This window comes from Rhodanobacter caeni, from assembly GCF_039523575.1.
In the GTDB taxonomy this organism is placed as follows: domain Bacteria; phylum Pseudomonadota; class Gammaproteobacteria; order Xanthomonadales; family Rhodanobacteraceae; genus Rhodanobacter; species Rhodanobacter caeni.
Genome location: NZ_BAAAFO010000003.1, coordinates 760,769 through 782,585 on the forward strand (window position 1 = coordinate 760,769; position 21,817 = coordinate 782,585).

At 64.9% G+C, this 21,817-nt stretch carries 19 protein-coding genes; 10 read left to right on the plus strand and 9 right to left on the minus strand.

What is annotated here, in order from left to right:
• Positions 1 to 74 precede the first annotated feature (74 nt).
• The 4 genes from tsaB to ABD017_RS12125 all read right to left on the minus strand — a co-directional run bounded on the left by tsaB (position 75) and on the right by ABD017_RS12125 (position 6,203).
• Positions 75 to 770, minus strand: coding sequence for a tRNA (adenosine(37)-N6)-threonylcarbamoyltransferase complex dimerization subunit type 1 TsaB (gene tsaB, locus ABD017_RS12110; protein WP_343883002.1), 696 nt, complete (start codon positions 768 to 770; stop codon positions 75 to 77).
• On the minus strand, positions 767 to 2,128 hold the full coding sequence (gene creD / locus ABD017_RS12115; protein WP_343883003.1) for a cell envelope integrity protein CreD: 1,362 nt from the start codon (positions 2,126 to 2,128) through the stop codon (positions 767 to 769). Before creD ends, tsaB begins: the two co-directional genes overlap by 4 nt.
• A 134-nt stretch (positions 2,129 to 2,262) precedes the next feature.
• Positions 2,263 to 4,392 carry an MGH1-like glycoside hydrolase domain-containing protein gene (locus ABD017_RS12120; protein ID WP_343883004.1) on the minus strand — a complete coding sequence of 710 codons (2,130 nt, stop codon included), beginning with the start codon at positions 4,390 to 4,392 and terminating at the stop codon, positions 2,263 to 2,265.
• Between the two features lie 185 nt (positions 4,393 to 4,577).
• A complete protein-coding gene (locus tag ABD017_RS12125) occupies positions 4,578 to 6,203 on the minus strand; it encodes an ABC-F family ATP-binding cassette domain-containing protein (protein ID WP_343883005.1) in 1,626 nt (541 codons plus the stop codon).
• Between the two features lie 285 nt (positions 6,204 to 6,488).
• Between ABD017_RS12125 and lepB the strand changes: the two genes are divergently transcribed.
• Complete coding sequence (gene lepB, locus ABD017_RS12130) at positions 6,489 to 7,163, plus strand: signal peptidase I (protein ID WP_343883006.1); 675 nt, start codon at positions 6,489 to 6,491, stop codon at positions 7,161 to 7,163.
• A gap of 27 nt (positions 7,164 to 7,190) precedes the next feature.
• Here lepB and ABD017_RS12135 read toward each other — a convergent pair whose 3' ends face one another.
• The 3 genes from ABD017_RS12135 to ABD017_RS12145 all read right to left on the minus strand — a co-directional run bounded on the left by ABD017_RS12135 (position 7,191) and on the right by ABD017_RS12145 (position 9,133).
• A complete protein-coding gene (locus tag ABD017_RS12135) occupies positions 7,191 to 7,880 on the minus strand; it encodes an alpha/beta hydrolase (protein ID WP_343883007.1) in 690 nt (229 codons plus the stop codon).
• A complete protein-coding gene (locus ABD017_RS12140) occupies positions 7,877 to 8,680 on the minus strand; it encodes a dioxygenase family protein (RefSeq protein WP_343883008.1) in 804 nt (267 codons plus the stop codon). The genes ABD017_RS12135 and ABD017_RS12140 overlap by 4 nt, the downstream gene beginning before the upstream one ends.
• A gap of 63 nt (positions 8,681 to 8,743) precedes the next feature.
• Positions 8,744 to 9,133, minus strand: coding sequence for a DoxX family protein (locus ABD017_RS12145; protein ID WP_343883009.1), 390 nt, complete (start codon positions 9,131 to 9,133; stop codon positions 8,744 to 8,746).
• Positions 9,134 to 9,255: 122 nt separating this feature from the next.
• Between ABD017_RS12145 and ABD017_RS12150 the strand changes: the two genes are divergently transcribed.
• From ABD017_RS12150 to ABD017_RS12185, 8 genes are all read left to right on the plus strand, one after another.
• Positions 9,256 to 10,164 (plus strand): LysR family transcriptional regulator, encoded by a 909-nt coding sequence (locus tag ABD017_RS12150; RefSeq protein WP_343883010.1) that lies wholly within the window; start codon positions 9,256 to 9,258, stop codon positions 10,162 to 10,164.
• A gap of 459 nt (positions 10,165 to 10,623) precedes the next feature.
• On the plus strand, positions 10,624 to 12,201 hold the full coding sequence (locus ABD017_RS12155; protein ID WP_343883011.1) for a type I restriction-modification system subunit M: 1,578 nt from the start codon (positions 10,624 to 10,626) through the stop codon (positions 12,199 to 12,201).
• Complete coding sequence (locus ABD017_RS12160; RefSeq protein ID WP_343883012.1) at positions 12,198 to 12,368, plus strand: hypothetical protein; 171 nt, start codon at positions 12,198 to 12,200, stop codon at positions 12,366 to 12,368. The genes ABD017_RS12155 and ABD017_RS12160 overlap by 4 nt, the downstream gene beginning before the upstream one ends.
• Positions 12,365 to 13,078 carry a restriction endonuclease subunit S gene (locus ABD017_RS12165; RefSeq protein WP_343883013.1) on the plus strand — a complete coding sequence of 238 codons (714 nt, stop codon included), beginning with the start codon at positions 12,365 to 12,367 and terminating at the stop codon, positions 13,076 to 13,078. The genes ABD017_RS12160 and ABD017_RS12165 overlap by 4 nt, the downstream gene beginning before the upstream one ends.
• A gap of 5 nt (positions 13,079 to 13,083) precedes the next feature.
• Complete coding sequence (locus ABD017_RS12170) at positions 13,084 to 13,671, plus strand: restriction endonuclease subunit S (protein WP_343883014.1); 588 nt, start codon at positions 13,084 to 13,086, stop codon at positions 13,669 to 13,671.
• A complete protein-coding gene (locus ABD017_RS12175) occupies positions 13,668 to 15,137 on the plus strand; it encodes an ATP-binding protein (RefSeq protein WP_343883015.1) in 1,470 nt (489 codons plus the stop codon). Before ABD017_RS12170 ends, ABD017_RS12175 begins: the two co-directional genes overlap by 4 nt.
• A gap of 143 nt (positions 15,138 to 15,280) precedes the next feature.
• On the plus strand, positions 15,281 to 18,292 hold the full coding sequence (locus tag ABD017_RS12180) for a type I restriction endonuclease subunit R (RefSeq protein WP_343883016.1): 3,012 nt from the start codon (positions 15,281 to 15,283) through the stop codon (positions 18,290 to 18,292).
• Between the two features lie 144 nt (positions 18,293 to 18,436).
• Positions 18,437 to 18,832, plus strand: a complete 396-nt coding sequence (locus ABD017_RS12185) for a DUF3224 domain-containing protein (protein WP_343883017.1) — start codon at positions 18,437 to 18,439, stop codon at positions 18,830 to 18,832.
• Positions 18,833 to 18,897: 65 nt separating this feature from the next.
• On the opposite strand, the gene ABD017_RS12190 is transcribed toward ABD017_RS12185, so the two are convergent.
• A complete protein-coding gene (locus tag ABD017_RS12190; RefSeq protein ID WP_343883018.1) occupies positions 18,898 to 20,271 on the minus strand; it encodes a PQQ-dependent sugar dehydrogenase in 1,374 nt (457 codons plus the stop codon).
• Positions 20,268 to 20,684 carry a hypothetical protein gene (locus ABD017_RS12195; protein ID WP_343883019.1) on the minus strand — a complete coding sequence of 139 codons (417 nt, stop codon included), beginning with the start codon at positions 20,682 to 20,684 and terminating at the stop codon, positions 20,268 to 20,270. Before ABD017_RS12195 ends, ABD017_RS12190 begins: the two co-directional genes overlap by 4 nt.
• Positions 20,685 to 20,878: 194 nt before the next feature.
• Between ABD017_RS12195 and ABD017_RS12200 the strand changes: the two genes are divergently transcribed.
• Positions 20,879 to 21,772 (plus strand): rhodanese-like domain-containing protein, encoded by an 894-nt coding sequence (locus ABD017_RS12200; protein ID WP_343883020.1) that lies wholly within the window; start codon positions 20,879 to 20,881, stop codon positions 21,770 to 21,772.
• Positions 21,773 to 21,817 lie beyond the last annotated feature (45 nt).

Genomic DNA, 21,817 nt, shown 5'->3' on the forward strand with positions numbered 1-21,817 from the left:
CATCGCCCACTGGCGCGCGGATCGGGGATGGCGATCGCCTGGTCTGCGAGTGCCGGCGAAGACCTGCCTGGGTATCAGGCCTTGCCCTGCTCCGCCAGCGTCAAGGCCACCTTGTCGCGCAGATAGACGGGCAAGGCCAGCTCGGGCGGCTGCGCGCGGCCGGCGTTGAAATCGGCCAGTGCCAGTTCGGCCACATGCGCGGCCTGCGGGTAACGGGCGCCATCGGCCGAATGCAGGGTGCCGGTGAGGCGCTGGCTCAGTTCGGTGGCGTAGCTGGCCCAACCGGTGCCGACCACCTGCCACGCGGACGCCGCGGGCAACTGCAGCGAATCGGCGGTGCAGATGCGCTCCTCGTCCAGCGCGATCAGGCCACCGTGGCCATCGCGCCGGTAGCTAACCGCGTAGATCTCGCCCATGCGTGCATCGATCACCGCCAGGATGGCCGCCTCCGCGCCCTCGTCCGGCGCCTCCAGCGCCAGCGCCGCCAGCGAGGAAATGGTGATCACGGGCAGATCCAGCCCCAGCGCCATGCCCTGCGCCAGCGATACGCCCAGCCGCACGCCGGTGAACGCGCCGGGGCCGCGGCCCACGGCGATCGCATCCAGCGCATGGCGATCGATGCCCGCCTCGGCCAGCAGTTCGTCGGCCATCGGCAACACCAGCTCGGTGTGGCGACGCGGCGCAATCTCGCTGCGGGCGATCAGCTCCTGGCCGTGGATCAAGGCAACGGAGCAGGCTTCGGTGGCGGTTTCGATCGCGAGCAGGTTCATGATCCGCCCATGATAGCGGCTGGCGCGTCGGCCGAGGCAGGTGCCGCCGCCGGGATGCTCGCGTACCAGTCGATGCGGCGGGTCAGGTACATCATCAGCGCGACCGTCGCCAGCAACACCAGCGCACCGATCAGCAGCGCGTATTGTTCGGCGGCGATCAGCCCGTACAGCATCGCGTAGATCAAGCCCAGCACGCCGCCCAGCAACGCGCCGGCACGCCGCGCGCGCAGTACCGCCATGGCGTAGCCGCCCACCATCAGCACCACGGCGGACGCTGCCAGCGCGTAGGCCGGGCCGAAACCGATCTGCTCGGACAGCGCCAGCAGCACCACGTAGAACGTGGCCAGCGCCGCGCCCACCAGCAGGTATTGCACCGGATGCACGCGCCATCGCTTGAGCACCTCGAACAGGAAGAACGCCACGAAGGTCATCGCGATGAACAGCAGGCCGTATTTCCCCGCGCGCACGTTGCGCTGGTACACGTCGACCGGCTGGTACAGCTGCACGCCGAAGGTCGACGCCTGCAGGGCATCGCTCATCCTGGCATCGCCGTCGCTCCAATGCTGGCCGTAGCTGCGGTTGAGATCCAGCAGATGCCAGTGCGCGCTGAAACCGTCAGCGCCGATGGTGTGCTCCCGCGGCAGCGCGGCACCGATGAAGCCGGGATCGCTCCACGGCGCACGCATGGTCACGTCGGTACGGCGTGCCAGCGGCAGCAACTGCAGCGCTTCGGTGCCGGCCAGTTTCAGCACGATCTGCACGTCGATCGGCCGGTCGCCCAGCGTGTCGAGGTCGATCGGAACCACCACGGTCGGCCAGTGCCCCAGCCGATTGGCCGACGATTCGAAGCGCACCGGCTGGCCGTTGACGCGCCATTCCGAAATCTCCCGCAGGCCGCGCAGGTCACCGATCGGCAAGCGCAACTCGGCCTTGCTGTCTTGCCACGACGCATCGCCGGCGTGGCGATACTGGACGATGTCATGCGAGCGGAATCGCGCCGCGAGTGTCACCGTGGCCACGAACACCGGCGCGCTGTAGATGCCGTAGCGGCGCGTGGTCACCACCATCGCCACGTCCTGCTTCAGCGTATCGGCCAGCACGCTTTCGCTGCCGGTCTGCCAGCGTGGCGTCAGCCGTCCTTCCACCGCCACCTGGCGCAGCGTCGGCACCACCAGCACCGGCCCGCCGATGACCTGCTTGCCGCCCCAGCCCTGTGCGATCTGACTGATCGCATCGCTGCGCAATTGCTGGCGCTCGCTTACCAGCTCACGCACCTGCAGCAGCGGTATCGTCATCAGCAACGCCAGCGCGCCGATGCCCAGCACCTTGGCGGTGACGGTCTGTGTCCATTTGCCCATGTCGCGGCACTCCCGTGATCGGAGCGTCGATCACAACAGCGCCAACGGCGGCGCAGCGGGCAGACAGCGGCGAAATGCGGGCGGACAGGCGGCGATGGCGTGTCCGCAGCGGCAACTCACACCACGCCACGCAGCTACGGGCGTTGCGTCGGGCCGATCCGTTGATGCACGGGCGCGCTCGCGTACAGCTTCCACTCCAGCAGCCGAACCGCGCGTGGATGAGCCGGCGGCGTGAACAGCACGCGGAACCGGCGTGCCGTCACCGGCGTCCAACTGAGCGCATTCACGCCATTGGCCAGCGGTTTGGCGGCCGGTTCGCTGCCGACGGCGTGCCAGGCGCCGTCCCTGAAATACTGGATGGCGTAGGACGCGGGCGCGGCGAAATGCGTGGCGTCGTCGAGGAAGTGGATCTGCGACGAAGCGATCGTGGTCGGCGTGCCGAAATCGAGCGCGTACCACTGCGGCTTGTCCGCCGCGCCCTGCGTGGTCCAGCCTTCCTGGATCTCGGGGAAGAACCACATGCGGCCGTCGATGCTGTGCAGCAGGGCCTTCCTGTCGTCACCATTGACCGACGCCGACGGCTGCGGAAAACCGTCGCCGGTGAGGTTCACCGCCAGGTCGACATCACGCGTCACCGGCGGCAACGGCGCCTGCTCGATCGGCGCGGTCAGCCTTGCCAGCACGGGCGATGACGCCACCTTGCGACCGTCGATGAACACCTGCAGTCCTGCACCGCGGTGATAGTGGCTGCCATCGCGGTCGTACAGCACCGAAACCAGATGGCCGTGATACGGCGCGTTCTCCAGCGCGAACCAGGCCATGGCGTTGGGATCGGAAGCATCGCGCGGCAGCAACGGATTGACCTCCAGCACGTGGTCCGCGCGCGGACGAATGCCGACCAGGCCGGTGATGATCAGGTCGTCGTAGGCGGAGTGGTAATAGTGGTGGCTGCGCGGCAGGCCGACGATGGGCTTGCCGGTGGCCGGGTCGTAATCCTCCTGGATATCCGGATGGCCGTCGACGTAGTGCAGATCGGTGTACTGCTTGAGCAGCGCGGCGTAATCGGAGCGGGTGATCACGGCCTGCTCGGCGTTGTTGAGCAGGTTGGCCAGCCCGATCAGCGCCTGCGTGGTCTGGAACGGCCACACCGGTCCGTTCCACTGGCATTCGCGCAGGCCGGTGGCCTCGTCGTAGCGGTATTGCTGCATGTAGTGCCTGTAGCTGGGCTCGGCCGTGCGCAGCCCGTAGGGGCCGCGCAGTTGATCGGCCTTGAGCGCGTGCGCCCAGGCCGTGGCGTATTTCACGTCGTCGACGAGGCCGAACGTCCACGGCGTATAGCCGGCCAGTTCGCGGCCGCCGACCGGGTTCCAGTAATGCACGAACGCGTTGTCGACCTTGTAGCGATCGATGAAGTGACCCAGCTCCGCGCTCCACAAATCCTGCTCGACGTGGCGGCGCAAATCCGCCGCCTTGGCCGCATAGCGGCTGGCGGTGGCCTCGTCGCCCGCCAGCGCCGCCAGCCGGCTGATGGCGCGGGCATTGGCGAACATGTAGCTGTTGATCGACGGGCGAAACGCGTCCCCGCCCCGAAACCCATCCTTGCCGCCGCTGGCATCGATCGAGGCGATCGAGTACTCGGTGGCATCCAGCAAGGGCTCGATCCAGTACAGGTGCTTGTCGAAATCGTAGTGGTCGTCCCACAGGTTGTACGTCTGTTCCATCGAGGGCAGGAAGCGCGTGGCGAACGCCGCATCGCCGTCCACCTCGTAGCGCCGATACGTCGCGTCCGCGATCGATTCGGAGAAATGCCGGTTGTTGCCGCCACCGGTCCACAGGTAGCTGATCCAGTCATCGAGATAACTGCGGTCACGCAGCCAGCGGCCGTCGTAGATCGGAAAGATGGCCGAATCGTTGAGCGTGGAATACGGGTCGCGATCCCACGTCATGTCCTGCAGGAATTCGGTGAACACATTCCCCTGCGCACCCACCGCGCGGATATGCGCGCGAAACACCTCCCAGCGGTAGTAATAGACCTGGTTGGTCTTCGCATCGGGAGAATCGAAGAACGGGATGTTGCGTTCGTACCAGGGCGCGTCATGGCCGAAGTAGCGCCGCGCGATGGCCGCCTGCGGCAGGATCGTCGCCACGTCCCGTGCCGCGGCGGTCGGCGTCGCCACGCCGGACACCGCGCCCGTTTCGTCCGTCGTCCCGGCCCACGACAGAAACGGCAGGCAGGCAGAGGCAAGAAGAACGACCAGGCGCATGAGAATCCCCGTTGAATGATCGGTACCGCAACGGCGGCACCCGTTGGCGAAAACAGCATCGTCGGCCCGGGCATGCAACCCATCCGTTCCACACCGCGCCGAGGTTGAACACTACCAACCCCGGCGCCCGATGCCACGACTTTCGTCAGCACGCGGGACAAGGCACCAGGCGACGGCGGCCGGCATCAGGGCCCGATGTCTTCCACCAATCGGCCATCAGCCAGTTCGAGCCAGCGATCCACATGGATTTCCGCCAGGAACGCCGGATCATGGCTGACCACCACCAGCGCGCCCTGGTAGGCACGCAAGGCCTGCACCAGCAGATCCACCGCGTTGAGGTCGAGGTTGTTGGTCGGCTCGTCCAGCAACAAAAGCACCGGCGGCGGCGTGGCATGCAGCACGCAGGCCAGCACCGCGCGCAGGCGCTCGCCACCGGACAGCGCCTGCGGGGGCAGATCCCTGCGATCACCCGGGAACTGCAGCCGGGCGAGCAGGTTGGCGCGCTCCTGCGCCGGCATGTCGGGCGCGGCAAGCGCAAGGTTCTGCGCCACCGTGCACGCGGGATCGGGCAGGTCCAGCCGCTGCGAAAGATACGCCACGCGACCGGTACCCCGGCGCACGCTTCCATCAGCCGTGCATTGGCCGGCGACAACCCGCAACAGCGTGCTTTTGCCCGCGCCGTTGGCGCCGCGCAGCGCGATGCGTTGCGGGCCACGGATGGCCAGCGCCAGGCCGTGCGTACCGAACAGGTCGCGACCACCGCGCCGCACGCGCAAGCCTTCGGCCGAGAACAGCAGGCGATCGGCCGGCACGCGCGTGGCCGGCAGCGAAAGATCCAGCGCGGCCTCGTCGCCCAGCGCCTGGGTGGCGTCGTGCAGGCGCGAGCGCACCTGCCGCACGCGCGTTGCGTGCGTGGCGTCGGCCTTCGCGGCGGTGGCCTGCGCGGCGCTTTTGCGCGTGCCGGCCACGATCCGCGGCAATCCCGCGTCGGCAAGGTTTCGCGCGGCGTTGCCGGCGCGGCGTGCGGCGCGTTCGCGGGCTTGCTGCAGGTCGCGCCTCTCGCGCTTGAACTCGCTGCGCAGGTTGCGCGCCTGCTGTTCGGCCGCACGGCGTTCGGTGTCCTTGGTTTCGCGATAGAACGCGTAGCCACCACCGTACAGGCGCAAGCCGGAAGGCGTCAGTTCGGCGATCTGCTCCATTCGATCGAGCAGTTCGCGGTCGTGGCTGGCCACCAGCAGGCAGCCCTTCCACTCCTGCAGCACGCCATGCAGCCGCCGACGCGCGGCCCGGTCGAGGTTGTTGGTGGGTTCGTCCAGCAACAGGACGTCAGGGCGCCGCAACAGTTGCGCGACCAGGCCCAGCATCATCGCCTCGCCGCCGCTGAAGGTGGCCAGTCGACGATCCGGCGCGACATCGTTCAAGCCCAGGCGGGCCAGCGCCGCCGTGCTGCGCTCGCGCACATCCCAATCGCCATCGACGACATCGAAAAGCGCGGCATCGACCTCACCGGCGGCGATCGCGTCCAGCGCGCGCAGCTTGTCCGCCATGCCCAGCACCTCGGCCACCGTGGCCTCGCCATCGAGCGGCAGGCTTTGCGGCAGGTAACCGACGACACCGTCGATCGTCACCTGGCCCGACTGCGGCAACAACTCGCCGGCCAGCAGCTTCAGCAAGCTGCTCTTGCCCGCCCCGTTGGGTGCAACCAGGCCGGTGCGAACCGGACCCAGCACGAAGGAAAGGCCATCCAGCACGGGCGTGCCGTCGGGCCAGGAAAAAACGAGATGGGTAACGCGAATGCGAGCATCCGACATGCAGGAACCTCCCATGCAACGCGCCCGCTTCGGCGGGCGCCGCCAGAAACCGGACGGCACGCCTTTGCGCATGCCATCGAGGGTCAGGGATGCATCGTGCTGCTCACATGGGGAATCGCGATCTCCTGCAGGGCCGGACATTCTATGCCACCGCAACATGCGTCGGCGCGCCCGGCGCCGGTCGTTTCATCCCGGCGCGGTCAGCCTGCCCGGCCCCGCGGCACCGAAACTTCAGCCCAACGGCGCGGTCTGCAGCTGACCGACCATCCGCATCAGGGGAAAGCCATGCGCACGATCGCGACGTTCCTGCTCCGCAACCGCGGCTTCATTGCCTTCATGCTGTGCATGGTGGTTTTTCGCAGCGCGGTGGCGGACTGGAGCGTGGTGCCGACCGGCTCGATGCAGCCGACCATCCGCATCGGCGACCGCATCCTGGTCGACAAGCTGGCCTATGACGTGCGCCTGCCGCTGACCCACATCTCGCTGTACCGCCTGGCCGATCCGCAACGCGGCGACATCGTGGTGCTGGATTCGCCGGCCGCGCGCGAGCGGCTGGTGAAGCGGGTGATCGGCCTGCCCGGCGACGAGGTGGCGATGCGCGCCAACGTGCTCTACATCAACGGCGAGGCGGCCAGCTACACGGCCATCGGCTACCAGGGCATCCACGATGACGTGCGCGATCCGGCGCATTACGCCACCGAACGCCACGGCGCGCTGCACCACGCGATCCGCCTGTCCAACCGCCACCCCAGCCCGGCCAGCAACTTCGGCCCGACCAGGGTGCCGCCCGGCCAGTACCTGCTGCTGGGCGACGACCGCGACAACAGCATGGACTCGCGCTACCTCGGCTTCTTTGCCCGCAACGAGATCGTCGGCCGCGCGCACCGCGTCATCGTCTCGCTCGATCCGCAGCAGCATTACCTGCCGCGGGCAAACCGCTTCGGCGCGGCGCTGCACTGATTCGGTAGACGGCATCAACCCGCCGGATTAACCCCCGCCCGCGCGCGGCTCGCCCCGCGCCAGCCAGGCCAGGAAATCCGCGCGCATCGGGGCGGCCAGTTCGTGGCCGGTCGGGTAGAGCTTCGTCTGGTGCGCGACGCCCAGCCGGGTCAGCCAATCGTCGCTGCGCTGCGCCCAGCTCACCGGCAGCTTGTCGTCGTGGATGCCGTGGGCGATGTAGCCGCGCAGCGCGGACAGGCGCGTGGCGTCAGCGAGCTGCGGTTCGATCTCCGGCAGGATGCGCCCGGCCAGCACGGCAAACCCGGCCACGCGCTCGGGCGCGGTCAGCGCCACGCTGGCGCTGAGGATGCCGCCCTGGCTGAAGCCGGCGATGACGGTATGCGATGCGTCGATGCCACAGGCCTGCTGCAGTTGCGCGATGAACTCGATCAGGGCGCGGCGGCTGGCATCGGCTTCGCTGGCCACGATCTGCGGGCCGGCCTCGGTGAAGGTCACGCGGAACCAGCCGAACGCCGTCGGCCCCAGCGTGATCGGGCCGCGCGGCAGCACCACCAGCGTGCGGCTGTCGACCTCGGCGCCGAGTACCGCGAGGTTGGCCTCGTTGCCGCCCACGCCGTGCAGCAGCACCAGCAGCGACGCCGGCCGTGGCGGCGCCGGCTGCAGGGTGCGGAAGGCCAGCGCAAACGCCGGGTCGTTCGACAACGGCGACAAGTTCATGCGGCCTCCTCCCATGCCGTTTCCGGCAGGCCGAACGCGAACGAGTCCATCGACAGCACGCCGTAGGTCATGCCGCCCTCGACCCGCTGCGCGGCATCGTCCGGAGTGCTTGCACCCAAAGCCACCAGCAGCGGCAGGTAGTGCTCCTCGGTGGGATGCGCACGCTCGCCGTGCGGCGCGCGGCGGCGGTAGTCGACCAGCGCCGCGACATCGCGCGCGGCCACCGCGTCACGCACCCAGTCGGCGAATTGCTGCGCGTACTCCGGGTCGCGGATGTGCTGGCGGAATTCGTACAGGTTGTGGGTGAGGCTGCCGGAGCCGACCACCAGCACGCCGCGCTCGCGCAGCGGCGCCAGCGCCTGGCCCAGCCGCAAGGCGCCGGCCGCATCGATGTGCTGCGGCAGCGACACCTGGAACACCGGCACGTCCGCATCGGGGAACAGGTAGCGCAGCGGCACCCAGGCGCCGTGGTCGAGGCCGCGGCGTTCGTCGAGCGTCACATCGAAGCCCGCCGAGGCGAGCAGCCGCGCGGCGTCCTGCGCCAGCGCCGGTGCACCGGGCGCGGGGTAATGCAGCTGGTACAGCGGCGCGGGGAAGCCGCCGAAGTCGTGGATCGTTTCCGGCGCGGCGCTGCTGCCCACGCGCACGCCGCGGGTCTGCCAATGCGGCGACACCACCAGCACGGCATGGATGCCGGACAACGATGCGCCGATGGCGCGCAGGTTCGGGCCCAGCAGGCCCGGCTCCAGCGCGAACATCGGCGAACCGTGGGAGATGAAGAGCGAGGGGGCGGAGGTCATGGTGTTTTCTCCATGGGCAACGGGCGCGAGGCGCCCGTTGCGTGAGGTGCGGAATGGCGGAACTCAGGCGTGGCGGCGCTTGTTCCACAGATGGTCGAGGCTCAGCGTGCCGGCGCCGTGCGCGGCAAGCATCAGGAAGCCGCCGGCCATCGCCACGTTCTTCCAGAAGTTGATCGCCTGCGCGGCATCGCCGAAGTGGGCGTGGAACACCGCGGCACTGGCCAGCGAGAACGCGGCCATCGCCAGCGCGATCCAGCGGGTGAAGGTGCCGGTGAGGATGGCCAGGCCACCGCCGAGTTCCAGCGCGATCACCAGCGGCAGCAGCGCCCCCGGCAGACCCGCGGATTCCATGTACTGCTGGGTGCCGGCGTAGGCGGCGATCTTGCCCCAGCCGGAAATGATGAAGATCAACGACAGGCCGATGCGGCCAGACAGTGCGAGCGAAGCGTTCATGACGATTCCTTGGTTGATGGGGTGGATCGGTTGATGGGGTTACTCTATTCGCCAAGGGAACGCCGATAAACCGAGCTTGGATTGACTTACTGTTTCGCATAACGAGACAAAAGGACGGCGCCGTGGACAAATTCCAGGAAATGGCCAGCTTCGTGGCCGTGGTCGAGGCCGGCAGCTTCGTCGGCGCCGCCGAGGCGATCGGCCTGTCCAAGGCCGCGGTGTCGCGCCACGTCGGCGAGCTCGAACAGCGCCTGGGCGCGCGCCTGCTGCACCGGACCACGCGGCGGCTGTCGCTGACCGACGACGGCCAGCTGTTCTACGCCCGCGCCAGGGACATGCTGGCCGCGGTCGAGGAGGCGGAGTCGGAAATCAGCTCGCGCAGCGGCGAACCCAGCGGGCGGCTGCGCATCAATGCGCCGCTCAGCTTCGGCGTGCTGCACCTGGCCCCGCTGTGGGGACGCTTCGCCCAGCGGCATCCGAAAATCTCGCTGGACATCGAATTGAGCGATCGCGTGGTCGACCTGGTCGAGGAGGGCTACGACCTCGCCGTGCGCATCACCAACCTCGCCAACTCGCAACTGGTCAGCCGCCAGCTGGCGACGACCCGCATGGTGGCCTGCGCCTCACCGGCCTACCTGGCGCAGCACGGCACGCCCACGCATCCCGCCGAGCTGGCGCGGCACGATGCCATTTCCTACAGCTACTTCGCCGGCCGCGACGAGTGGACCTTCACCGCCGCCGACGGCAAACCCGTCGTGGTGCGCATCCACGCCCGCATCCACGCCAACAACGGCGACACCTGCCGCGCCGCCGCACTCGACCACCAGGGCATCATCCTGCAGCCGGATTTCATCGTCGCCGACGACCTGCGCCGCGGCGACCTGGTCGAACTGCTGCCGACCTGGCGCACGCTGACCCTCGGCATCCACGCGGTGTATCCCTCGCGCAAGCATCTGCCGATCAAGACGCGAAGGCTGGTGGATTTCCTGGTGGAGGCGTTTGCGGCGCCGGGGTGGGATGTGGGGCGGTGATCGCGTTATCTCCGGCGCAGCTCGCAGGACCGACCGCACCGACGATCCGGTGCGCAACTGCCTGCGAACGCAGCACCCTCGAATTCGTGGGACCTGTGAGAGCTACTCACAACCCCGGATTTAAAGCCGTCGAGTTCGACGGGATTGGAGCGCCATCCGCGGCTACCGATTCTGTGCGCCGCAGCGACCTAGTCGAACTGCTGCCGGGTACGGCACGCTGACGCTCGGCATCCACGCGGTGTACCCCTCACGCAAGCATTTGCCGACAGGATCGCACCGTGTGCGCGGTTCTCCTACTCTTCTGCTGTCCGCGGGGGACGCTTCAGCGCTGCTTGTGCCAGATCGTTTCGTTGTCGCCCCGCATTGACCGTTAAGATCTTGGAATCAACGCGACATCCCACGCCTGTCGGCGGCCCGATGGGCGCGCCACTTTTCGAAAGTGATTGGATGAAGGTTCAGATGGCAAACAACAGCAAAGAAATCGAACGCGCCGAACTACACAAGACCATCTGGCGCATTGCCAACGACCTGCGCGGCAGTGTGGATGGCTGGGACTTCAAGACCTACGTGCTCGGGATGCTGTTCTACCGCTTCGTGTCGGAGAACCTCACCATTTACCTCAATACGCAGGAACGTGCTGCGCCCGGTGCCGATCAAAAGTTCGACTACGCCGAGTTGGCGGATGCCGATGCCGAGTTCGGCCGTGCCGAAACGGTGAAAGAAAAAGGCTTCTACATCCTGCCGTCGGAACTCTTTGCCAACGTGCGTGCCCGTGCCCGGCAAGATGCCGATCTCAACGAAACCTTGTCCCGCGTCTTCGCCAACATCGAAGGCTCGGCCAACGGTAGCGACAGTGAGGACGATCTCAAGGGTCTGTTCGACGACCTGGACGTCAACAGCAGCAAGCTCGGCCCCACCGTGGCCAAGCGCAACGAGAAGTTGGTCAAGCTCCTGGATGCGATTGGCGAACTGCCGCTGACCGGCGGCTTCTCCGACAACAGCATCGACCTGTTCGGCGACGCCTACGAATACCTGATGCAGATGTACGCATCGACCGCCGGCAAGTCCGGCGGCGAGTTCTATACCCCGCAGGAAGTCTCCGAGCTGCTGGCCCGCATCACCGTGGTGGGCAAGACCGAGATCAACAAGGTCTACGACCCGGCCTGCGGGTCTGGCTCACTGCTGCTGAAATTCGCCAAGGTGTTGCCCAATGGCGTGCGCCAAGGTTACTTCGGGCAGGAAATCAACCTGACCACCTACAACCTGTGCCGGATCAACATGTTCCTGCACGACGTGAATTACGAGAAGTTCGACATCGCCCACGGCGACACCCTGATAGATCCAATGCACTGGGACGACGAACCGTTCGAGGCCATCGTTTCCAATCCGCCGTACTCGATCCGCTGGGAGGGCGACGCCAATCCCTTGCTGATCAATGACCCGCGATTTGCCCCCGCTGGCGTGCTCGCCCCCAAGAGCAAGGCCGACCTCGCCTTCACCCTGCACATCCTGAGCTGGCTGGCGGTCAACGGCACCGCCGCGATCGTCGAATTCCCCGGCGTGCTCTACCGCGGCGGCGCGGAAGCCAAGATCCGCCAGTACCTGATCGACAACAACTATGTGGATACCGTGATCCAGTTGCCGCCTGACCTGTTCTTCGGCACCACCATCGCCACCTGCATCATCGTACTGAAGAAGTCCAAGCGCGACAACGCCACCCTGTTCATCGATGCCAGCGCTGAGTTCATCCGCAGCGGTAACAAGAACAAGCTGACGCCTAAGCATCAACAAAAGGTGCTGGATGTTTTCACCCAGCGGGAGAGCATCGAACACTTTGCGCGGTTGGTCGAGAACGACGAGATCGCCGTCAACGGTTACAACATCGCGGTGTCGAGCTATGTCGAGCAGAAAGACGACCGCGAGGCGGTCAACATCACGGCATTGAACGCGACCATCGCCGGCATCGTGGCGCGGCAGGCGAAACTGCGTACGCAGATCGACGCCATCGTGGCGGATCTGGAAGGGGCGCAGGCATGAGTGAAAAATCCGGCGGGGAAATCATTCTATATCAGCGCGGTGATGAGCCCGCCATCGATGTACGGCTTGGCGGCGAACTGGCCGAGCAGCCGTCCGAGGTGGAGGCGGCCTACCTGGAAACCATGAAGGCGGTGCAGAAGAGGATTGTGGAGAAGAGAAAACCGTGAGCCGAATTGATGAGTTGATTGCAGAGCACGCACCGAATGGCGTGCGATATGAGCCCTTGTCCGATATCGGTGAGTGGTACGGAGGTGGGACGCCTTCAAAGGATCGTCGCGAGTACTGGCAGAACGGGACGATTCCTTGGGTTTCCCCGAAAGACATGGGGCAACCGATCATCAATGCCACTAAGGATTACATCACTGACGCTGCCATCAAGAGTTCTGCTACAAAACTCGTACCTGCAAATTCGGTAGCAGTTGTCGTGCGATCCAGCATTTTGGATCGCATTCTTCCAACTGCGCTAATTCCAATGCCGGTCGCGTTGAACCAAGACATGAAGGCGGTGGTTGCGCGCATTGGAGTCCTGCCTGGCTACATTGCTCATGTTCTGCGCTCGAGTGGGCCAGCCATTCTTCGGGTTGCGCGCAAGAGCGGAGGATCAGTCGCGTCCATTGAAAGCAGCAAACTCTTTTCTTTCCGAATACCCGTACCTCCACTCGAAGTCCAACACGAAATTATGAAAGTGCTTGACACGTTTACGGGGCTAGAGGCGAAGCTGAAGGCCGAGTTGGAGGCGGAGTTGGAGGCGCGCCGCCAGCAGTATGCGTACTACCGCGAAGCGCTGCTCACCTTCGATGAGCTCTCTTGCGCGAGCGAAGCGAGCGCAAGCAAGCAAGCAAGCAAGCAAGCAAGCAAGCAAGCAAGAAAAGCATAAGGTGGATGACCATGGGTGAAGTCGGAACATTCGTCCGCGGCCGACGTTTCACTAAAGACGACGTAGTAGCGAATGGCATTCCCTCAATTCACTACGGTGAGATTTATACAGATTACGGGGTTTCTGCTACATCGACCGTATCGAAAGTTCGGGCTGAGATTGCTCACCAGCTCCGATATGCGCAGTCTGGAGATGTCGTGATCGCCGCAGTTGGGGAAACGGTTGAGGATGTTGGTAAGGCTGTTGCTTGGCTTGGTAAGGATGATGTCGCAATTCACGACGATTGCTTCTTCTACCGCCACGCGATGAATCCGAAGTTCGTGGCCTATGCCCTGCAGACAGCGTCGTTCCATTCCCAGAAGAGCAAATACGTTGCGCGAGCCAAAGTAAAGCGGCTCTCTGGCGAGAATCTTGCGAAGATCCGCATTCCGGTGCCATCCATTGAAGAGCAAGAGCGCGTGGTTTCCATCCTCGACAAGTTCGACGCCCTGGTGAACGACCTGTCCTCCGGCCTGCCAGCCGAAATCGCCGCGCGCCGCCAGCAGTACGAACACTACCGCGACCGCCTGCTCACCTTCCGGGAAGCCGCATGAGTATCCAACGGGTAGAGTCCGACCTGCTTGGCATCCTCAACGAGCTGCGGAAGCTGCCTGCCGAAACCGAGTGGGCTGAATTCAAGCACAACAATGCCGATCCGGAAGAAATCGGGGAATACCTATCGGCCCTGTCCAACGCTGCCGCCCTGGCGGGCAAGACCCACGGGTATCTTGCATGGGGCGTAGACGATGCGAGCCATGACCTCATCGGGACGTCATTCGACCCGACGCATGCAAAAGTTGGCAATGAAGAGCTGGAAAGCTGGTTGCTGCGGCAGCTCGCGCCCAAGATCAATTTCCGCTTTCACCAGTTGCAGGCGGACGCAAAGCCGCTTGTGCTGCTGGAGATCGGCGCGGCGTTCAGGCACCCCGTGCAGTTCAAGGGCAACGAGTTCATACGGGTCGGCTCATACAAGAAGCGCCTGAAGGATTTCCCCGAGAAGGAACGGGAGTTGTGGCGTGTGTTCGACCGCACACCCTTCGAACGGGAAATCGCCGCCGAATCGGTGAGCACGCATGATGTGCTGACGCTGCTGGACTACCCGGCATATTTTGATCTGCTCGCCTTGCCGCTACCCGAGGGGCGTGATGGCATTGCGGCGGCGCTTGCTGCAGACGACATGATCCTGCGTGGCAAGGCGGGAAAGTGGGACATCACCCATCTTGGTGCTGTCCTGTTGGCCAGGCGTCTTGCCGATTTCAATACCCTGAAGCGCAAGGCTGTTCGTGTAGTCCAGTACAAGGGCGAAGCGCGCGTGGAAACGCTGCGCGAACAGGAGGGGAGCAAGGGTTATGCCATCGGATTCCAGGGGCTGATCCAGTACGTCACCACCTTGTTGCCAGGCAACGAGGTGATCGGCAAGGCCCTGAGAAAGCAGGTTCCCATGTTTCCTGAATTGGCCATCCGAGAGCTTTTCGCCAATGCTCTGATCCACCAGGATTTCCATGTCAGCGGCACATCTCCGATGGTGGAGATATTCGGTAGCCGTATGGAGATCACCAATCCGGGGCTGCCACTGATACCAAGTGATCGATTCCTCGACAGTCCGCCCCGCTCCAGGAACGAAGCGCTTGCCTCGTTCATGCGCCGCGTTGGTATCTGCGAGGAACGCGGCAGCGGGGTGGATAAGGTGGTTTTCGAAAGCGAGCTTTACCAGTTGCCCGCGCCGCTTTTCGAGGCCGGGGACACACATACCCGCGCCGTCTTGTTCGCGCATCGCGAACTCAAGGAGATGGAAAAGGTCGATCGCGTACGAGCGTGCTATCTGCATGCTTGCCTGCGCTACGTGCAGATGGATCAGATGACGAATACCAGTCTGCGTGCCAGGTTCGGCATCGACGAGAAGAACAGTGCGACGGCGTCCCGCCTCATCAGGGAAGCGCTCGAAGCCGGGGTGATCGTCCCTTACGATGCCAAGGCCGGTCGGAAGTACATGAAGTACCTACCTTGGTGGGCGAAATGAGCCAGGGGCTTTATTTGCTGGCCATTTGATGGAGTGCGCCCGCCCATCTAGGGATGCAATAAATAGCCATTTATATCAACAACTTACGAGAATATTCGTATTTGATGTTCATCTTTCTGAACCTTGGGCTGTAGGTGCGATCCATGAGCGAAACCCCGCTGCGGTATGAACCTATCGCACTCTCCGACGAAAGCACCGTCGTCGCCGAGTTTGTGCCCGAGGCGGTGCGGGACTCTGCCTATCAGAGCGAGGCGGCGCTGGAACAGGCCTTCATCAAGCAGTTGCAGGCGCAAGCCTACGACTACTTGCCGATCACCTCGGACGCGGATCTGATCGCCAACCTGCGTCGGCAATTGGAACGGCTGAACAAGACCACGTTCAGCGATGCGGAGTGGGAGCATTTCTTCGCCACCTGTATTGCCGGGGCCAGCGACGGCATCCTGGAGAAAACCGCGCGCCTGCAGGAAGACCATGTGCAGGTGCTCAGGCGCGACGACGGCACGGTCAAGAACATCTACCTGATCGACAAGGCGAACATCCACAACAACGCCTTGCAGGTCATCAACCAGTACGAAGCCACCGGTACGCACGCCACCCGTTTCGACGTGACTGTGCTGGTCAATGGCCTGCCGATGGTCCACGTGGAGCTGAAGCGCCGCGGTGTGGACATCCGCGAGGCCTTCAACCAGATCAACCGCTACCAGCGCGACAGTTTCTGGGCAGGCTCCGGCCTGTTCGAGTACGTGCAGTTGTTCGTGATCAGCAACGGCACCCTGACCAAGTACTACAGCAACACTGTGCGCGACGGGCATCTGAAGGAGCAGGCCGGCAAGCGCGGCAAGCGCAGGACCGCGAACAGCTTTGCCTTCACCAGCTGGTGGGCCGACGCCAGGAACCAGCCCATCACCGAGCTGACTGGCTTCGCCAAGACCTTTTTCGCCAAGCACTCACTGCTGAACGTGCTCACCAGATACTGCGTGTTCGATGTGGACCGCAAGCTGCTGGTGATGCGGCCTTACCAGATCGTCGCCGCCGAAAAGATCCTGCAACGCATCGCCACGGCTACCAATCACAAGCAGCTGGGCAGCGTGGCGGCTGGCGGCTACATCTGGCACACCACCGGCAGCGGCAAGACGCTGACCAGCTTCAAGGCGGCGCAATTGGCACGCGGCCTGCCGGAAATCGACAAGGTACTGTTCGTGGTGGATCGCAAGGATCTGGATTACCAGACCATGCGCGAGTACGAACGCTTCGAGAGGGGTGCCGCCAACTCAAATGCGTCCACTGCCGTGTTGCAGAAGCAGCTGGAAGACCCCAGTGCGCGGATCATCATCACCACCATCCAGAAGCTGTCGCGCTTCGTGGCCAAGCATGCGAAGCATCCTGTGTATGGCGCGCATGTGGTGGTGATCTTCGACGAGTGCCACCGCAGCCAGTTTGGCGACATGCATGCCGAAATCACCCGCCGCTTCAATCGGTATCATCTATTCGGCTTCACCGGCACACCGATCTTCGCCGAGAACGCCGGCACTGCCGGCAATCCGCTGCGGCGTACCACCGCGCAGGCCTTCGGCGACAAGCTGCACACCTACACGATTGTCGACGCCATCACCGACAAGAACGTGCTGCCGTTCCGCATCGACTACATCAACACGATCAAGACCCAGGCCGGAATCAAGGACAAGAAGGTTCCGGCCATCGATACCGAACGGGCGCTGCTGGCGCCGGAGCGCATCAGCCAGGTCGTGAAGTACATCCGCGAGCATTTCGACCAGAAGACCAAGCGTGCCAGCACCTATCGCCATGATGGCAAACGACTGGCCGGATTCAATTCACTGTTTGCCTGTGCATCCATCGAGGCAGCGAAGCGCTACTACGCGGAATTCGTCACTCAGCAGGAAGCACTGCCAACGGCGAAACGGCTCAAGGTGGGCCTGATCTACAGCTTCGCCGCCAACGAGGAAGAAAGCGAAGACCTGCTGGGGGAGGAGGATTTCGAGACCGACCGGCTGGACGCCAGCTCGCGCGATTTCCTGGACGCTGCGATCCGCGACTACAACGCCCTGTTCGGCACCAGCTTCGATACCAGCGCCGACAAGTTCCAAAACTACTACAAGGACCTCTCGGAGCGCTTGAAAACGCGCGAGCTGGATCTCGTGATCGTGGTCAACATGTTCCTGACCGGCTTCGACGCCACCACGCTCAACACCCTTTGGGCGGACAAGGACCTGAAAAGCCATGGGCTGGTCCAGGCCTACTCGCGCACCAACCGCATCCTCAACTCGGTCAAGACCTACGGCAACATCATCTCGTTCCGCAATCTGGAACAAGCCACCAACGATGCACTGGCGTTGTTTGGCAACAAGGATGCCAAGGGCATCGTGTTGCTGAAGCCGTACGCCGACTACTACAAGGACTACGAACAAAAGATTGCAGAACTCGTGACCGGCTTCCCGCTGGGCACCGCCATCATCGGCGAGGCGGCACGGAAGGCCTTCATCAAGCTGTTCGGCTCGATTCTCCGACTGAAAAACATCCTGACCGCCTTTGACGACTTCGCGGGGCAGGAGATCCTGACCGAGCGCGAATTCCAAGACTACCAGAGCATCTATCTGAATCTGTACGCCGAGTTCCGCAGCACGGCCGAGGCCGAGAAGGAGTCGATCAACGACGATGTGGTATTCGAGATCGAGCTGATTAAGCAGGTCGAAATAAACGTCGACTACATCCTGCTGTTGGTCGAGCGGTACCTGAAGAAAAAAGGTACGGGCGAGGACAAGGAAATCCGCGCCAACATCGAGCGCGCCGTCAACGCGAGCCCGTCCTTGCGCAACAAAAAGGACCTGATCGAGGACTTCGTGGATTCGGTGACTACCAAGTCCAAAGTGGATGCACAGTGGCAGGCGTTCGTGGCAGCAAGAAAGAGCGAGGAGCTGGAACGCATCATCGCGGAAGAAAACCTCAACGCCGAAGCCGCACGCAGCTTCATCGAGAACGCGTTCCGCGATGGCAGCATTCCTACGAGCGGCACCGCCATCACCACTGTGTTGCCGCCAGTGTCCCGGTTCTCAAGAGACAATAACCACGCTGCCAAGAAGCAGTCGGTACTCGACAAGTTGACGGCGTTTTTCGAGCGATATTTCGGACTCTCCTGACAGAGCAACAAAATCGACTGACTCCACCGTAAGCTTTGCGACACGTCATCGAGCATCGTCGCAAAACCCGCGTCATCCCCTTCGTCCTGCCAAACCATCAATACTCCCGCCGAATCCCGCAAACACGCCCGAAGGAACATCCCCATGCACGCCACCGGCAACTTCGAGGTCAAGGTCCAGCCGCAGGCGGCGGACAATCCGCAGGCGGCTGCCGCCGGGCTGGGGCGCCTGTCGCTGGACAAGCGGTTTCACGGCGACCTGGAGGCCACTGGCCAGGGCGAGATGCTGGCGGCCGGCGACGGCCCGTGCGGGGCGTATGTGGCGATGGAGAAGATCAGCGGCACGCTGCATGGTCGCAGCGGGAGTTTCGTGCTGGTGCACCGTGCGTTGATGGTGGATGGCACGCCGCAGGAGTGGACGGTGGCGGTGGTGCCCGGCAGCGGCAGCGGCGAGCTGGCCGGTATCGGTGGCTCGTTGGCGATCATCCAGGTCGACGGCAAGCACCACTACGACTTCAGCTACACCCTGCCCGGGCACTGAGCCACGCCGGGTTGCTGGCAAGGGCGCGCTCCGCCAACGCGGAACGCGCCCTTGCCGCCGGCGGTTCATGGCGCGCTGGACGGTGCCGCGGGTGCGGGCGCCGATGCGGCCGGCGCCGGGGGCGTGGTGGCCGGAGCGGCGGCAGCCGTCGTCGGAGTGACGCGCCAGATGGTGTTGGAAAGATCGTCGGCCACGATCAGCGCGCCGCGCGGGTCGACGCTGACGCCGACCGGGCGGCCACGGGTCTTGCCGTCCTTGGTGCGGAAGCCGGTAAGGAAGTCGATCGGGTCGCCGGACGGGCGGCCGTTGCGGAACGGAACGAACACCACCTTGTAGCCGACTGGCGGATTGCGGTTCCAGCTGCCGTGCTCGCCCACGAACACGCCATCGCCGAACTGGCCGCCCATCGTGGGTGCCGAGAAGGCGACGCCGAGCGCGGCGACGTGGGAGCCCAGCGCGTAGTCGGGGACGATGGCGGCGGCGACCTTGGCCGGGTCCTGCGGCATCACGCGGGTGTCCACATGCTGGCCCCAGTACGCGTACGGCCAGCCGTAGAAGCCGCCCTCGCGCACCGAGGTCAGGTAGTCGGGCACCAGGTTGGGGCCGATCTCGTCGCGCTCGTTGACCACGGCCCACAAGGTGTCGGTGCCGGGCTGGATCGCCAGCGCGGTGGGGTTGCGCAGGCCGGTGGCGTAGACCTTGTGCGCGCCGGTGGCGGCGTCCACCTGCCAGATCCGCGCGCGATCGACTTCGGCGCTCATGCCGCGCTCGGTGATGTTGCTGTTGGAGCCGATGGCCACGTACAGGTAACGCCCATCGGGGCTGGCCGCCAGCGCCTTGGTCCAGTGGTGGTTGATCGCCGATGGCAGGTCGGTGACCTTGACCGGCGCCCCGCTGGCGTGGGTCTGGCCCGGCTGGTAATCGAAGCGCACCAGTTCGCCCTGGTTGGCCACGTACAGCTTGTTCCCCACCAGCGCCAGCCCGTAGGGCGCATCCAGGTGGTCGGCAAAGACAGTCTTCAACTCGTACTTGCCGTCGCCATCGGCGTCGCGCAGCAGGGTCAGCCGGTTGCCGCTCTTGACCGAGGTATTGCCCTTGGCCTTGATCTTGCCGGCGATCACGTCCTTGGGCTTGAGCTTGGGCGCGTGACCGCCGCGACCTTCGGCGACCAGGATGTCGCCGTTGGGCAACACCAGGGTCTGGCGCGGGATGCCCAGGTCGGTGGCGATCGCCGAGACGGTGTAGCCCTGCGGCGCGATCGGCACCTGGCCATCCCACGGGGCGGGCTTGGCGATGATCATGTCGGGCATCACGCCGCGCGAAGGTTCCGGCAACTTGGGGCTGGCGCCGTACTGGTCGAGATCGGGCGCCTTGCTGCAGGCGGCCAGCAGCATGGCGGCGGCAGCCAGGGGCAGCACGTTCAGGCTGGAGCATTTCATCGGACACCTCCCGCGCGCAGGCTTGCGAAGCTCAACCAGGTGGCCACGAACGCCAGCACGACGGCAATCACCGACAGCACCAGTGCCGTGGGCATGATCGCCCACGCATCCCTGCCGTGATGCAGCGCATCGAAGAAACCGACCAGCCAGGTCGCCACCAGCACGACGATGTGCACCACGCTGCGCCCACCGCGAACCAGGGCGAAGATCTCGCAGATGATGGCCACGGAAACGAGCACCATCGCGCCCACCAGCAGCCACGACGCGAAGTTGCTCCACTGGATCTCGTAACTGCTCCAGTAGGCCCAGTCGGTGAGCAAGGCGACCAGGAACAGCGCCAGCGCTCCGGCCAAGGTCGCCGCATGGAAAAGATGCGCGCCGCCGGGGCGCAATCGATCGACGGTCGAAACCATGCCAGTCTCCTCGGGACGAGTGCGAACCCCATCGTGCGCGATCGAGGTGCCGAGTCATGTGAAGAAGGATGCCCTTCGCCGCGGTGATCCGGGGCAAGTAAGCTGGCCGTCTGTCGGCTCGACAGGGTTTGCCGGGTGGCACGCGGATGATGGAAGCGCTGAACGCATTGCTGTCGACGTACGGGCTTTGGCTCGTGTTCGCGGTTGTGCTGCTGGACCAGGGTGGCATCCCGGTGCCGGCGTGGCCGCCGCTGGTGGTGGCCAGCGCGCAGGCGGTCGGGCGCCAGGACGCGGTGTGGCCGATCCTGCTGGTGGCCACGCTGGCCGCCGTGATGGCCGACACGCTGTGGTACCTGGCCGGGCGCCGGCATGGCGCGCACATGTTGCGGCTGATCTGTCGCATCTCGCTGTCGCCGGACAGTTGCGTGTCCAGCACGCGCGCGACCTATGCGAAGTGGGGGCCGCCGTCGCTGGTGCTGGCCAAGTTCATTCCCGGCTTTGCCGCGGTCGGCACCACCCTGGCCGGGCACCAGCGCACGCCGCTGCGCCGCTTCGTGGCGTATGACGGCACCGGCGCGGTGCTGTGGGCCGGCGCGGCGATCGCGACGGGCGTGGTGTTCCATGACGCCGTCAACGAGGCGCTGCTGACGCTGGAGTCGCTGGGCCGGGTCGGCATCGGCGTGGTGCTGGTGGCGCTGGCGGTGTTTGTCGCGCGCAAATACTGGAAGCGCCGGCTGTTTCTGCGCGAGCTGCGCATGGAGCGCATCTCCGTGCCCGAACTGCAGGCGCTGATGGACAAGCCCGACGGCCCGCTGCTGATCGACGTGCGCAGCGATATCGAGCGCGACGCCACCGGATGGATCCCCGGCGCGGTGCACGCCGCCCGCGTGGCCGAGCTGGCCGCCAATGCCACCGGCGAGGTGGTGGTGTATTGCGATTGCCCCAACGAAGCCTCGGCCGCGCGCGTGGCCAGCCAGCTCAAGCAGCTGGGTTTCGCCCGGGTGCGGCCGCTGGCCGGCGGGCTGGAGGCGTGGCGCGCGCACGGCCTGCCGATGGAGGCGGCGCCGGAGCGCTCACGCCACGCCTGAGCCAAGGTGCGATAGTGGGCGTCCCACGCTGCCCGTTGCCACCTG